Source organism: Pseudomonas sp. NPDC087814, assembly GCF_044742865.1.
Taxonomy (GTDB): Bacteria; Pseudomonadota; Gammaproteobacteria; order Pseudomonadales; family Pseudomonadaceae; genus Aquipseudomonas.
Map to the genome: position 1 here is coordinate 202666 of NZ_JBIUVK010000003.1, position 12949 is coordinate 215614.

General features: G+C 60.4%; 13 protein-coding genes, 1 tRNA gene and 1 pseudogene. 11 read left to right on the forward strand and 4 right to left on the reverse strand.

Features of this window, described 5'->3' with window-relative positions:
- Position 1 precedes the first annotated feature (1 nt).
- Both ACIOMR_RS04270 and ACIOMR_RS04275 read left to right on the forward strand, forming a co-directional pair.
- On the forward strand, positions 2–1621 hold the full coding sequence (locus ACIOMR_RS04270; protein WP_177022042.1) for an ABC transporter ATP-binding protein: 1620 nt from the start codon (positions 2–4) through the stop codon (positions 1619–1621).
- A 9-nt stretch (positions 1622–1630) separates the two neighbouring features.
- Entirely contained in the window at positions 1631–2329 is a 699-nt protein-coding gene (locus ACIOMR_RS04275) for an NAD(P)H-dependent oxidoreductase (RefSeq protein WP_003208945.1), read from the forward strand.
- Between the two features lie 124 nt (positions 2330–2453).
- Here ACIOMR_RS04275 and ACIOMR_RS04280 read toward each other — a convergent pair whose 3' ends face one another.
- Together ACIOMR_RS04280 and ACIOMR_RS04285 are read right to left on the reverse strand one after the other, a co-directional pair.
- Positions 2454–3530, reverse strand: a complete 1077-nt coding sequence (locus ACIOMR_RS04280; protein ID WP_003208943.1) for a 3-deoxy-7-phosphoheptulonate synthase — start codon at positions 3528–3530, stop codon at positions 2454–2456.
- A 338-nt stretch (positions 3531–3868) separates the two neighbouring features.
- Complete coding sequence (locus ACIOMR_RS04285; RefSeq protein WP_256344006.1) at positions 3869–4003, reverse strand: hypothetical protein; 135 nt, start codon at positions 4001–4003, stop codon at positions 3869–3871.
- A 145-nt stretch (positions 4004–4148) separates the two neighbouring features.
- Here ACIOMR_RS04285 and ACIOMR_RS04290 point away from each other — a divergent pair, with 145 nt between their 5' ends.
- Together ACIOMR_RS04290 and ACIOMR_RS04295 are read left to right on the forward strand one after the other, a co-directional pair.
- A complete protein-coding gene (locus tag ACIOMR_RS04290; RefSeq protein ID WP_177067957.1) occupies positions 4149–4901 on the forward strand; it encodes a carbon-nitrogen hydrolase family protein in 753 nt (250 codons plus the stop codon).
- A 13-nt stretch (positions 4902–4914) separates the two neighbouring features.
- Complete coding sequence (locus ACIOMR_RS04295) at positions 4915–5349, forward strand: GNAT family N-acetyltransferase (RefSeq protein WP_087694876.1); 435 nt, start codon at positions 4915–4917, stop codon at positions 5347–5349.
- 64 nt (positions 5350–5413) lie between these two features.
- Here the strand turns inward: ACIOMR_RS04295 and ACIOMR_RS04300 are convergent, their stop codons facing one another.
- The gene (locus ACIOMR_RS04300; protein WP_003208935.1) at positions 5414–5653 is read right to left on the reverse strand and encodes a DNA-binding protein; all 240 of its coding nucleotides are present in this window, start codon (positions 5651–5653) and stop codon (positions 5414–5416) included.
- Between the two features lie 81 nt (positions 5654–5734).
- On the opposite strand from ACIOMR_RS04300, the gene ACIOMR_RS04305 reads away from it, so the two are divergent.
- The 5 genes from ACIOMR_RS04305 (at position 5735) to ACIOMR_RS04325 (ending at position 9465) form a co-directional block, all read left to right on the forward strand.
- Entirely contained in the window at positions 5735–6100 is a 366-nt protein-coding gene (locus tag ACIOMR_RS04305; RefSeq protein ID WP_023658724.1) for a helix-turn-helix domain-containing protein, read from the forward strand.
- 151 nt (positions 6101–6251) lie between these two features.
- Complete coding sequence (gene uvrY, locus ACIOMR_RS04310) at positions 6252–6893, forward strand: UvrY/SirA/GacA family response regulator transcription factor (RefSeq protein ID WP_008436066.1); 642 nt, start codon at positions 6252–6254, stop codon at positions 6891–6893.
- A gap of 1 nt (position 6894) precedes the next feature.
- Positions 6895–8733: an excinuclease ABC subunit UvrC gene (uvrC, locus tag ACIOMR_RS04315; protein WP_218173688.1), complete on the forward strand. Its 1839-nt coding sequence runs from the start codon at positions 6895–6897 to the stop codon at positions 8731–8733.
- 32 nt (positions 8734–8765) lie between these two features.
- The gene (gene pgsA, locus ACIOMR_RS04320; protein WP_003208929.1) at positions 8766–9326 is read left to right on the forward strand and encodes a CDP-diacylglycerol--glycerol-3-phosphate 3-phosphatidyltransferase; all 561 of its coding nucleotides are present in this window, start codon (positions 8766–8768) and stop codon (positions 9324–9326) included.
- A gap of 63 nt (positions 9327–9389) precedes the next feature.
- Positions 9390–9465 (forward strand) — tRNA-Gly (locus ACIOMR_RS04325).
- A 297-nt stretch (positions 9466–9762) separates the two neighbouring features.
- On the opposite strand, the gene ACIOMR_RS04330 is transcribed toward ACIOMR_RS04325, so the two are convergent.
- Positions 9763–10806 carry an LLM class flavin-dependent oxidoreductase gene (locus ACIOMR_RS04330; protein ID WP_177068744.1) on the reverse strand — a complete coding sequence of 348 codons (1044 nt, stop codon included), beginning with the start codon at positions 10804–10806 and terminating at the stop codon, positions 9763–9765.
- Positions 10807–11150: 344 nt separating this feature from the next.
- Between ACIOMR_RS04330 and ACIOMR_RS04335 the strand changes: the two are divergent.
- Positions 11151–12083: pseudogene (locus ACIOMR_RS04335) on the forward strand (sensor histidine kinase); the annotation flags it as partial.
- Positions 12084–12173: 90 nt separating this feature from the next.
- The gene (locus ACIOMR_RS04340; protein WP_401192505.1) at positions 12174–12941 is read left to right on the forward strand and encodes a methyl-accepting chemotaxis protein; all 768 of its coding nucleotides are present in this window, start codon (positions 12174–12176) and stop codon (positions 12939–12941) included.
- Positions 12942–12949: the final 8 nt, after the last annotated feature.

The window sequence follows — 12949 nt, forward strand, 5'->3', positions numbered from 1 at the left end:
GATGGACAAGCCACTGCTGGAAATCCGCAACCTGCAGATCGAAGGGCATTACGAGGATGCCTGGCATCCGCTGATCAAGGGCATCGACCTGACGTTGCAGCGGGGTGAGGTGCTGGGGTTGATTGGCGAGTCCGGCGCGGGTAAATCAACGTTGGGCCTGGCGGCCATGGGTTTTGCCCGCGATGGTTGTCGCATCACCGGTGGCTCGGTGTGCTTTGACGGCATTCAACTGTTGCAGGCCAAACCCGAAGCCTTGCGCAAGCTTCGAGGACTGCGGATTGCCTACGTGGCGCAAAGCGCTGCCGCGTCGTTCAACCCTGCCCACCGGCTGATTGACCAGCATGTGGAAACCGCCGTGATCAACGGTGGCATCAGCCGCGCCCAGGCTGAACGCGAGGCGGTGGAGTTGTACCGCGTGCTGCGCCTGCCCAATCCGGAAACCATCGGCCAGCGTTATCCGCACCAGGTCTCCGGCGGGCAACTGCAACGGGTGATGACCGCCATGGCGATGGCCTGTCACCCGGACCTGATCATCTTCGACGAACCCACCACCGCCCTCGACGTCACCACCCAGATCGAAGTGCTGGCGGCGATTCGCGATGCGGTGAAAACCTTCGGCAGTGCCGCGCTGTATATCAGCCATGACCTGGCAGTGGTCGCGCAGATGGCCGACCGCATCATGGTGCTGCGCCACGGCAAGCTGGTGGAGGAGGCCGAGACCCGCACCATGCTCAGCGCACCGCAGCAGGACTACACCAAGTCCCTGTGGGCGGTGCGCAGCTTTCGCACCGAGCCCAAGGCCTGTCCCCAGCAGCAGATGCCGTTGCTGGAAGTGCGTCAGGTGTGCGCCAGCTACGGGCATCAGCCGGTGCTGCATGACGTGTCGATGAGCTTGCATCGCGGCCAGACGTTGGCGGTGATCGGTGAGTCCGGCAGCGGCAAAAGCTCCACCGCACGCTTGATTACCGGGTTGCTGCCGGCTACGGCGGGGCAGGTGCTGTATGACGGTGAAGCGTTGCCGGCGGACTTTCGTCGGCGCAGCAAGGAGCAGTTGCGACGGATCCAGATGATCTACCAGATCCCCGATACCGCGCTGAACCCGCGCCAGCGCATCGTCGACATCATTGGCCGGCCACTGACCTTCTACCTCGGCCTCAAGGGCAAGGCCATGCGCGCCCGAGTCGCCGAGTTGCTGGAGATGATCGAGCTGGACCCGGCCACCTTCATGGAGCGTCAGCCCCGTGAGCTGTCCGGCGGCCAGAAGCAACGTATCTGCATCGCTCGCGCCCTGGCGGCCGACCCACAATTGATCATCTGCGACGAAGTGACCTCGGCCCTGGATCAGTTAGTGGCCGAGGGCGTGCTGAAACTGCTCAACCGCATTCAGCAGCAGTTGGGCGTGGCCTACCTGTTTATCACCCATGACGTGGCCACGGTGCGCGCCATCGCCGACGAAGTGGTGGTGATGCAGCGGGGTAGGGTGGTGGACCAAGGCAGCCGCAGCGCGATCTTCACCCCGCCGTATCAGGACTACACCGGCTTGCTGTTTTCATCGGAGCCGGAAATGGACCCCGACTGGCTCGACCATTTGCTGGCCAAACGGGCCGCGCTTACTTCTTGAGGAGTTTTTATGAAGGTGTTGATTGTCCACGCCCATCCCGAGCCGCAGTCGTTTACCGCGGCCTTGCGTGACCAGGCCACGGCTACCCTGCAAGCGCAGGGGCATGAGGTGCAGGTCAGTGATTTGTACGCGATGCACTGGAATCCCGTAGCCAGCGCCTCGGACTTCACCTCGCGGGAGAACCCCGACTACCTGGTGTATGCCCTGGAGCAGCGCCTGGGGGTGAAAAGCCAATCCATCGCGGCGGATATCCGGCAGGAGTTGGACAAGCTGCTGTGGGCCGATCTGCTGATCCTCAACTTCCCGATCTTCTGGTTCTCGGCGCCCGCGATGCTCAAGGGCTGGATTGACCGGGTGCTGGTGTCGGGCGTGTGCTACGGCGGCAAGCGGTTTTATGATCAGGGCGGGCTCGCCGGCAAGAAAGCGCTGGTCACGGTCACCCTTGGCGGGCGCGAGCATATGTTTGGCGAGGGTGCGATTCACGGGCCGTTGGAGGACATGCTGCGGCCGATCCTGCGTGGCACGCTGGCGTATGTCGGGTTTGAGGTGCTGGAGCCGTTTGTGGCGTGGCATGTGCCGTATATCAGCGCCGAGGCCCGGCAGACTTTCCTGCACAGTTACCAGCAGCGATTGGAAGGGCTGGCGGATGACCAGCCGTTGGTGTTTCCGAAGTTGGCGCAGTTTGATGAGGCTCTTTATCCACTTTAGTCAAGTGAATGAAGATCCAGTGTGGGAGCGGGCTTGCTCGCGAAAGCGGTGTGCCAGTTGATGCATGTGCTGGCTGAACCACCGCATTCGCGAGCAAGCCCGCTCCCACATTTGATCTTCATTGTCAGGCGCGATTGTGTACCCGCAACCGCTCGGCAGCGCTGCGCAGCAGCTGTTCCGTGCCGTCCCAGCCCAGGCAGCCATCGGTGATCGACACGCCGTATTTCATCGACGGGCTCAATGGCTGGCAGCCTTCGAACAGGTGGCTCTCGATCATCATGCCGATCAGCGAGGTGTCGCCCTGCAGGCGCTGCTCCAGCACGTCGTTGAACACCGCCGGTTGGCGCAGCGGGTCTTTGCCGCTGTTGGCGTGGCTGCAGTCGACCATGATCCGCGGCGCGACTTTGCTCTTGGCCAGGTCGGCGTGAACCTGGGCCACGCTCTGGCGATCGTAGTTCGGCCCACGATGGCCGCCGCGCAACACGAGGTGAGTGTCGGGGTTGCCCGGGGTCTGGATGATCGCCGGATGGCCCTGGCTGTCGACACCGAAGTGACGGTGCGGGTGAGCGGCGGAGCGCATGGCGTCACAGGCGATGGCCACGCCGCCGTCGGTGCCGTTCTTGAAGCCGACGGGCATGCCGAGGCCGCTGGCCATTTCGCGGTGGATCTGCGATTCGGTGGTGCGCGCGCCAATGGCGACCCAGCTCAGCAGGTCATCGAAGTAGCCGGCAGCCATCGGTTGCAGCAGCTCGGTGGCGACCGGCAGGCCCAGGCGCAGCATTTCCCGCATCAGTTCCCGGGACAGGGTCAGGCCGGCGGCCATGTCATCACTGCCATCCAGGCGCGGGTCGTACGCCAGGCCTTTCCAGCCGATGGTGGTGCGGGGTTTTTCGACGTAGGCGCGGATCACCAGCAGCATCTGGTCACTGACTTCATGGGCCAGTTTTTTCAGGTTGCGTGCGTATTCCATGGCCGATTCCGGGTCGTGGATCGAGCACGGGCCGACAATCACCAGCAGGCGTGAGTCTTCACCCTTGAGAATGGCGCGCACGGCTTGGCGATGGGCGTGGATCTGTTCATTGAGGAATGGGCTCAGGGGCAGTTGGTGCTTGAGCTCAAGGGCACTGGGCAAACGCTGGGTCAGCGCTTCATTGGCGCAGGACAGGGTTGAAACAGGCAGAGCGGCGATCGAGGCGTTCATATTCGGGCTTCCTGGGCAAGCGGCGGGCTGTTCCCGCACGCTCTGCCCTACTGGGGTGTTCGACAATTGGCCGTATTGGCTACGTGTGTTGGCTTGCCACCAATAGGTGACCGATCGGAGGCGGCAGGCTGTCCCGAACGGAGCTTGCTAAATCGCCAGGCGGTGGAGGTGTCGTAGCGGTAATAGGTGGCGTAGTTCATGGCGTGAGTCCTTTAAGTGTTCGGTGTGTGGCAAAAATAATAAGGGCTGAAAAAACAAAACCCCCGGTCGGGGAGCCGACCGGGGGTTAGATTTCTCTGGTAGGCGACCCCTTGAGTAGTGGGCGCCGATTTCAGGTATCAGGCGCGCCAGTGGCTAAACCAATACCCAAAATAAAAGCTGACCAGTGCGCTCAAACCGCTCACACGGGCAGCCACAACCGAGCGCTGGACGCTGGCAGCAGGGCAAACCTGAATGTGGGTGAGTTGCAACATGGTGTGTCTCCAAATGATGGGGGGAGCTTAACTGAGGCGAGCGGGTGGATTCAATCAGTAATTTCTATTGAGTGTGGGTACTTACGGCTATGACCCAAGTGTCGATATGCTGCACGGAGTTCACGATGATTGCCTGGATGCGACCATGATTGCCTTCACGATTGCTGCTGCCCAATCCATCTCCATTGCCGGCGACGTGCCCGGAAATATCGCGCGTCACTTGGCATTCATGCGCACGGCGGCAGAGCATGGTGTGCAATTGCTGGTGTTTCCGGAACTGTCGCTGACGGGGTACGAACCAGCGTTGGCCGCCGAATTGGCGATTGCGCCTGACGATGAAGTAGTGGCGCCGCTGCGGGAGATGGCCCGTGAGTTGCGCATCACCGCCGTGGTGGGCATGCCGATTCGCCTGGGGGCCGGCAGTGAGGTGTTGATCGGCGCGCTGGTGCTGGGGCCGGATGGTTCGGTGGCGGTCTATACCAAGCAGCATCTGCATCCCGGTGAAGAAGCGGCCTTTGCTGCAGGGCAGGGCGGGGCCGCCCTTGAATGGGGTAACGACCGGATTGCCCTGGCGGTATGTGCAGACTTCTCCCACCCCAGCCACCCACGGCAGGCAGCCGAAGCCGGGGCGAATATCTACGTTGCGGGTGTGCTGATCAGCGAAGGTGGCTACGCTCCCGATACGACGTTGCTACAAGGCTACGCCGCCGAGCACCAAATGCTGGTGCTGATGGCCAATCACGGTGGCCCGACCGGTGGCTGGACCTGCGCCGGACGCAGTGCGATCTGGGGCGCTGACGGCACTTTGATCGCAGTCGCCCCTGGTGTGGGCGATTCGTTGGTGATTGCACGTCGCAGCAGCGCTGGCCAATGGCGCGGGGAACAGGTGGCGATTTAGGAGGCGCAGGCACATGGCGTTTCAACTACAGGCTGCAACCAGCCAGCACCTGGCCTTCGCCCGAACCCTGACCCATCAGGCCATGGGCAACTATTATCGCCAATACGACTTGTCCTGGTCCGATGCCGGGTTCGATAGCGCCTGGGCGGGTCGGGAAAACTGGTTGATCTGTCGCGATACCCAGGTGCTGGGTTTCATCAGTCTGAGTCGTGACCCCAAAGCGTTGTATATCCGCGAATTGCACATCCTTGAGGCGTTTCGTCATCAAGGGGCTGGCGGCTGGGTTATCGAGCAGATGGTGTACAAGGCGCGCGCGGAAGGGCTGGGTCTTTTACGGTTGACCGTTTTCAAGACCAACCCGGCGCGACGGCTGTATCAACGCAAGGGCCTGGAAATCGTAGATGCGGAGGATTGCTTCTGGCGCATGGAGCGCAATTGCCGGCCGTGATCAGGTGTGAGTACTGCCAATTTTGGGAAAACAGGCACTTGGTTTTAATAAGCGCATACTGACTTCAAGAAATGACTTCCTGATCTTGCCTTACGGTTTCGTCCTCAACCGGGATGATCCCGTCCTTCATGCCCAACAGGACCGCGACCTTGTGGGCTTCTCCCCGCCGTCCCTTTTTGCGCCCAGCGAGCACTTGATAAGTGGTTGCCGGGTCCACGCCATGTTCCCGGGCGAACGCTTGAACAGACTTACCTTGATGTTCCAGCCAAGCCTTGGCTTGTGCAGCAGTGCGAATACCGGGCATAGTTCAAAACCGTTCAAGTTTGTGTAAAACGAGATGAGTGTGTCACCTCTTGGGGTGTGCCAAATAGGATCATACATCCAAATGAGTGGAATCGGTTTCCGGTTAAGGCAAGAAAGAGAGCGACTTGGCCTGTCGCAGAAAACTTTTGGTGAAATAGGAGGTGTAGAAGCTAACGCACAGGGGAAATACGAAAATGGCGGCCGTGCGCCCAAGGCCGATTACTTGTCCCGCGTGGCAGAAAAAGGTGTCGATATCCTGTACGTGTTGACCGGCACGCCGACGCCGACCCAACTGGAAAATCTGAGCCAAATCGAAGAAAAAGTGCTGGGCAACTACCGTGCGATGTTCAAGGAAGACCAGGATGCAATCCATCGCCTGACCTCTACCCTGGCCGAGCATTCACTCTCCACCAATGGAAAAAACCGGTCATCGGCCCCGGATTCCTGACCTTTTACCCAGGAAATTGAGCCGCCCGCCACTCGGCGGCGGCCCGTTGTGCATTGAAACTCTATATATATGACGCTTGCAGCTAGGTCTGCGCCGTGGTTTTTTGCTAAGGTGTTCAGCAACCTATAAGACCATATCGCGAGGTGTCTGCTTGATTAGGGTGCTAGTAGTCGATGACCATGATCTCGTTCGTACAGGCATTACACGAATGCTGGCTGACATCGATGGCCTGCAAGTAGTCGGCCAGGCCGAGTCAGGGGAGGAATCCCTGATCAAGGCCCGGGAGTTGAAGCCCGATGTGGTTTTGATGGACGTCAAGATGCCCGGGATCGGCGGTCTTGGCGCCACTACAAAGTTGTTGCGCAGCCATCCGGATATCAAAGTCGTGGTAGTGACCGTGTGTGAGGAAGATCCTTTTCCTACACGGCTTCTACAGGCGGGCGCTGCCGGCTATCTGACAAAGGGCGCGGGATTGGCCGAGATGGTCCAGGCTATCCGCCTGGTATTCGCCGGCCAACGCTACATCAGCCCGCAGATTGCCCAGCAGCTGGCGATCAAGTCGTTCCAGCCCACCAGCGACTCGCCGTTCGATGCGCTGTCGGAGCGGGAAATCCAGATCGCCTTGATGATTGTCGGCTGTCAGAAAGTCCAGTCGATTTCCGACAAGCTGTGCCTGTCGCCGAAAACCGTGAACACCTACCGTTATCGGATTTTCGAAAAGCTTTCCATCAGCAGTGATGTTGAATTGACCCTGCTGGCGGTACGCCACGGCATGGTAGATGCCAGCGCCTGAAATGACAGCTCCTGAAATAAAGGTCCAATTCGATCCGAGTGCGTTCCTTGCAACCTGCAGTGGCCGTCCCGGCGTGTATCGCATGTTCGACAGCGAAGCGCGCCTGCTCTACGTCGGTAAAGCCAAGAACCTGAAGAGCCGCCTGGCGAGTTACTTCCGCAAGACCGGCCTGGCAACGAAGACGGCGGCACTGGTGGCGCGTATCGCCCAGGTGGAAACCACCATCACCGCCAATGAAACCGAGGCGCTGCTGCTTGAGCAGACGCTGATCAAGGAATGGCGGCCGCCCTACAACATCCTGCTGCGTGACGATAAGTCCTACCCGTACGTGTTTCTCTCGGACGGCGACTTTCCGCGTCTGAGCATCCATCGCGGCGCCAAGAAGCAGAAGGGCAAGTACTTCGGGCCTTACCCCAGCGCCGGCGCCATCCGCGAAAGCCTGAGCCTGCTGCAAAAGGCGTTTTTCGTGCGCCAGTGCGAAGACAGTTTCTACAAGAACCGCAACCGCCCGTGCCTGCAGTACCAGATCAAGCGCTGCAAGGCGCCATGTGTCGGTCTGGTTGAGCCGGCGGAATACGCCGAGGACGTGCGCCATTCGGTGATGTTCCTCGAAGGCCGCAGCAACGCCCTGGCCGATGAACTGTCCGGCGCCATGGAGCAAGCGGCGAGCACCCTGGATTTCGAGCGCGCCGCCGAACTGCGCGACCAGATCTCCCTGCTGCGCCGCGTGCAGGACCAGCAGAGCATGGAAGGCGGCACCGGCGACGTCGACGTCATCGCCGCCTTCGTCAACCCGGGCGGCGCCTGTGTGCACCTGATCAGCGTGCGCGGCGGCCGGGTGCTGGGCAGCAAGAACTTCTTCCCCCAGACCGGTATAGAAGAGGAGGTCGCCGAAGTCATGGCGGCGTTCCTCGGCCAATACTACGTCAGCAGCCCCGAGCGCGACCTGCCGAGCGAACTGATCGTCAACGTGGTGCACGAGGACTTCCCGGCGCTGATCGAAGCGATTCACGAACTGCGTGGCCGCGAGCTGGACATCAGCCACCGCGTGCGCGGCACCCGTGCGCGCTGGCAGCAGTTGGCCGTGACCAACGCCGAACAGGCCCTGGGCGCACGCCTGGCCAACCGCCAGCACGTCGCCGCGCGGTTTGACGCCCTGGCCGAAGTGCTCAAGCTCGACGAGCCGCCCCAGCGCCTGGAGTGCTACGACATCAGCCACTCCAGCGGCGAGGCCACCGTGGCTTCCTGCGTGGTGTTCGGGCCGGAAGGGCCGATCAAGTCCGATTACCGGCGCTACAACATCGAAGGCGTCACCCCGGGCGATGACTATGCCGCCATGCACCAGGCCCTGACCCGCCGCTTCAGCAAACTGAAGGACGGCGAGGGCAAGCTGCCGGACATCCTGCTGGTGGATGGTGGCAAGGGCCAGCTGTCCATGGCCCGCGACGTACTCAACGAACTGGCGGTACCCGACCTGATCCTGCTCGGCGTGGCCAAGGGTGCCACCCGCAAGGCCGGTTTTGAAACCTTGTACTTGAATGATGCAGCCCATGAGTTCACCTTGAAGGGCGACTCCCCGGCGCTGCACCTTATCCAGCAGATCCGCGACGAAGCCCACCGTTTCGCCATCACCGGCCACCGTGCCCGACGTGGCAAAACCCGGCGTACCTCAACCCTGGAAGGGGTGGCAGGGGTCGGGCCGACACGGCGGCGGGACTTGTTAAAACATTTTGGTGGCTTGCAGGAGCTGTCCCGTGCCAGCATCGAAGAAATAGCCAAAGCTCCCGGTATCAGTAAAAAGCTCGCAGAGTTGATTTATGCAAATCTGCACAGCGAGTAGAATGCCTTCTCACCTCGTAGCCAGTTGTGCCGATGAATATCCCTAATCTGATCACCGTACTACGCGTCCTGCTCATACCGATTTTCATATTGCTGTTTTACCTGCCGTACGAATGGAGCTACATGGCATCCAGTTCGGTGTTTGCCTTCGCAGCCGCCACCGACTGGCTGGACGGCTACCTGGCCCGCCGCCTGGAGCAGAGCACGCCGTTTGGCGCGTTCCTGGACCCGGTGGCCGACAAACTGATGGTAGCGGTCGCCCTGGTGCTGCTGGTGCAGGAACATGGCAACCTCTGGCTGACCTTGCCGGCGGCCGTGATCATCGGTCGCGAGATCGTCGTCTCGGCCCTGCGGGAATGGATGGCCGAAATCGGCGCCCGTGCTCACGTGGCCGTGTCCAACATGGGCAAATGGAAAACCGCGGCGCAGATGCTTGCCCTGGTGATCCTGCTGGCCAACCCGTCGGATTTCTCCTTCTGGGTATTGCTGGGCTACGCCTTGCTGCTGATCGCCGCGGGGCTGACCTTGTGGTCCATGCTGCAATATTTGCGCGCCGCCTGGCCGCATCTGCGCACTGAGGTTGAAAAGAAATAAAACTTTTTTGAATCAAGGGGTTGACGGGTGATGAGGATTCTATAGAATGCGCATCACCAAGACGCGGGAATAGCTCAGTTGGTAGAGCACGACCTTGCCAAGGTCGGGGTCGCGAGTTCGAGTCTCGTTTCCCGCTCCAAACACAAAGAAAAAGCCACTCAATAGAGTGGCTTTTTTTTGCCTGGGATTTAAGGAATAGACGCTTCGGCGTCTTTTTTCGTTTCTACGCAAAACTACTGAAATCCGTCTCCAGCCACTTTTTTAAGTACTTTTTTGAGTACATGGAATACGGGCAGTGGGCACAGCGGTTTTTGGGCGGAGCACCCCGGTCCGGCATCGTATACATCTCCTCGACCCGAAGCACATGCCGCATTCCCGCCACCCGAAACAACAACGCCGGCAAGTGCCGGCGCTGTGTGCGGTTCAGGCATTACCCTCAGCGAAATGCCGGCACCACGAGCTTGATAAACAGCTCAAGGGATTTTTTCTTCTCCGCGTGGGGCAAGCTGTTATCACACCAGAAGCTGAACTCGTCCACACCCAGCTCCTGGTAGTACTGGATGCGCGGGATGATTTCTTCAGGCGTGCCAATCATTGCGGTCTTGTGCAGGCTTTCCAGTTCAAACTCCGGACGCCCGGCGAATTTTTCTTCCGGGCTCGGGTCAAGGAAGCCGTTGACCGGCACGGTCTTGTTGCCGAACCAGGCATCAAAGGTGCGATAGAATCGGGCGATTGCCTTGGCCCCGACTTTCCAGCCGTCAGGGTCGTCTACCGCGTGCACGTGGGTGTGACGCAACACCATCAGTTGTGGGCGTGGCACATCCGGGTTGTTGTCCAGGGCAGCCTGGAATTTATTTTTCAGGTCGAGGACTTCTTCGTCGCCCTTCATCAACGGCGTGACCATCACGTTGCAGCCATTAGCTACCGCAAAGTTATGCGAGTCCGGGTCGCGTGCGGCAATCCACATCGGCGGGTTGGGCTGCTGGATCGGCTTGGGCACGCTGGTGGAGGTGGGGAACTTCCAGATGTCGCCGTCATGGGCATAGTCGCCTTTCCACAACGCACGTACCACCGGCACCATCTCGCGCAGCGCCTGGCCGCCGGATGAGGCGGGCATGCCGCCGGCCATGCGGTCGAACTCCACCTGGTAGGCACCACGGGCCAGGCCGACTTCCATGCGTCCGTTACTGATCACGTCGAGCAGCGCGCATTCGCCTGCCACCCGCAGTGGGTGCCAGAACGGCGCGATGATGGTACCGGCGCCCAGGTGAATGGTGGTGGTTTTGGCCGCGAGGTAAGCCAGCAGCGGCATCGGGCTGGGCGAGATGGTGTATTCCATGGCGTGGTGTTCGCCAATCCAGACGGTGCTGAAACCACCGGCTTCCGCCATCAGGGTCAGTTCGGTCAAGTCTTCGAACAACTGGCGATGGCTGACACTTTCATCCCAGCGTTCCATGTGCACGAACAGGGAAAATTTCATGACGCTTACCTCGGATCTATTGTGATCGGCCTGTCGACTGCGGGCCCTTAGGTGCTCTCGCCAATGTGAAGCTTGCCAGTGATGAAGGCTATTCGGCGGATTGATTGTTGGTATACCATAATACGGAATATCTGCAAAACTTTTCTCTCCAGCGGTCGCACATTCACTTCACAAGGAAGGCGAGCTAGATGAACATAAAACAAAAATTGATCCTGGCCTTTGCGGTGATCGCCAGCCTGCCAGTCATTCTGGTGACAGTGATGATCATCCTCAACGTGCGCCATGAGGCACGGGACGGCTTTATCGACGGCAGCGAACGCGAGATTCGCCAGGTCGACAATGCCATGCAATTGTTTTTTGAAGGTATCAGTCAGAACGTCGCCTACCTGGCGGCGCATCCGCAGTTGCAAAGTATCAACGGCGATGTGAAACGCTATCTGGCCAGCGACGCCGCCCAAGTCGCACTCGGCGAGCGCGATCAGCAGTTGTTCAATCTGTTCGAGGGCCTGGCCAAGAGTCATTCGGCCTACACCTACCTGTCACTGGGTACTGAAGATGGCGGCTATGTATTCTGGCCGGGTGACCCGAAGCTGGCGAGCTACGACCCGCGCACCCGGCCCTGGTACAAGACGGCCATGGCGCAACCGGGCAAGACCCTGCGCACCGAGGCGTATTACTGGGCCGCCGATGACGTGGTGCTGGTCAGTACGGTGCGAAGCTTCAATGACCGCCAGGGCAACGCGAGCGGGGTGGTGAACATCGATGTTTCCCTCAAGCAACTGACCGACCTGGTCAAACAGATCAAGCTGGGTGACAGCGGCTACCTGATGTTGATGGAAGCCAATAACACCGTGTTGGTGGACCCGAATGACCCGTCTCACAACTTCAAGAAACTTAGTGAGTTGGGCGAGGGTTACCGGCAGTTGAGCGAGGCTGGGCAGGGCCTGGTGCAGGTCGAGTTGGCAGGCGAGCGCTACATGGCGTTTGTCTGGCCGTCCAGGGCATTGGGCTGGCGGTTTGTCGGGGTGGTGCGGGAAAGTGAAGTGATGGCCGGCGCGGCGCGCCTGACCTGGCTGATCGCGGCGATCGCCCTGGTGTGTGCCGTGTTGTTTGCAGTGGTGGGCGCCTGGTTTGCCGGGCTGATCGTCAAGCCGATTCGTGGTGTGACCAGCGGCCTGGAAGGCATCGCCCAGGGCGAAGGAGACCTGACGGCGCGTCTGCCGGTAAAAGGGCGAGACGAGACGGCACAACTGGCCGGCTGGTTCAACCAGTTCCTCGAAGCGATCCGCACGCTGATCCAGCGCATCGGCCAGGCGGCCGGGCAGATCCACAGCAGTTCGGGGAGTGCCATGGAGGTCTCGGTGGAAATGGCTGAGGTCGCCTCACGCCAACGGGAGGCCGTGGACATAGTGTCCACCGCGTTTCATGAGATGGTCGCCACCTCCAATGAAGTCGCGCGCTCCTGCAGCCAGGCCGCCGACTCTGCCGACAACGGACAGCGCCAGGCGCACACCGGCCAGCAGCAGATCGACGCAGCAGTGAGCAGCGTAGGGCGCCTGAGTGAGGAAATCGGCCACTCCGCCCAGTCCATGGAGCAACTGGAAAAAGACAGCAACGACATCCAGTCGATACTCGGCACCATCCGCTCCATCGCCGAACAGACCAACCTGCTGGCGCTGAACGCTGCCATCGAAGCCGCCCGAGCCGGTGAACAGGGGCGTGGTTTTGCCGTGGTGGCAGACGAAGTGCGGGCCCTGGCCAAGCGTACGTCGGACTCCACCGGCGAGATCGACGGGCTGCTGGGCAACCTCGCCCGGCGTACCCATCAGATGGGTAAACAAATGCATGCCAGCCTGGAGGTGTCCCAGGAAACGGTGGTGTCGATCAACGACGCACGGGCCAGTTTTGGGTTGATTCGCGAGTCGGTGGACGTGATCCGCGACATGAATACGCAAATCGCAACGGCTGCCGAAGAGCAGCACCAGGTGGCTGAAGACATCAATCGGCACATCAGCCAGATTCACGGGGATGCACAGTTGGTGGCGAGCCTGGCTGATTCCACGCGCCAGGATGCGCAGCAATTGACGACGTTGTCTCAGACGTTGAATCAGTTGGTCAGCCGCTTCCGCACCTGACCGGTGGG

Coding starts and splice junctions, on each gene's coding strand:
- ACIOMR_RS04270 (WP_177022042.1), top strand. CDS start 2: ATGGACAAGCCACTGCTGGAAATCCGCAACCTGCAGATCGAAGGGCAT.
- ACIOMR_RS04275 (WP_003208945.1), top strand. CDS start 1,631: ATGAAGGTGTTGATTGTCCACGCCCATCCCGAGCCGCAGTCGTTTACC.
- ACIOMR_RS04280 (WP_003208943.1), bottom strand. CDS start 3,530: ATGAACGCCTCGATCGCCGCTCTGCCTGTTTCAACCCTGTCCTGCGCC.
- ACIOMR_RS04285 (WP_256344006.1), bottom strand. CDS start 4,003: ATGTTGCAACTCACCCACATTCAGGTTTGCCCTGCTGCCAGCGTCCAG.
- ACIOMR_RS04290 (WP_177067957.1), top strand. CDS start 4,149: ATGATTGCCTTCACGATTGCTGCTGCCCAATCCATCTCCATTGCCGGC.
- ACIOMR_RS04295 (WP_087694876.1), top strand. CDS start 4,915: ATGGCGTTTCAACTACAGGCTGCAACCAGCCAGCACCTGGCCTTCGCC.
- ACIOMR_RS04300 (WP_003208935.1), bottom strand. CDS start 5,653: ATGCCCGGTATTCGCACTGCTGCACAAGCCAAGGCTTGGCTGGAACAT.
- ACIOMR_RS04305 (WP_023658724.1), top strand. CDS start 5,735: ATGAGTGGAATCGGTTTCCGGTTAAGGCAAGAAAGAGAGCGACTTGGC.
- uvrC (WP_218173688.1), top strand. CDS start 6,895: ATGACAGCTCCTGAAATAAAGGTCCAATTCGATCCGAGTGCGTTCCTT.
- pgsA (WP_003208929.1), top strand. CDS start 8,766: ATGAATATCCCTAATCTGATCACCGTACTACGCGTCCTGCTCATACCG.
- ACIOMR_RS04330 (WP_177068744.1), bottom strand. CDS start 10,806: ATGAAATTTTCCCTGTTCGTGCACATGGAACGCTGGGATGAAAGTGTC.
- ACIOMR_RS04340 (WP_401192505.1), top strand. CDS start 12,174: ATGGCTGAGGTCGCCTCACGCCAACGGGAGGCCGTGGACATAGTGTCC.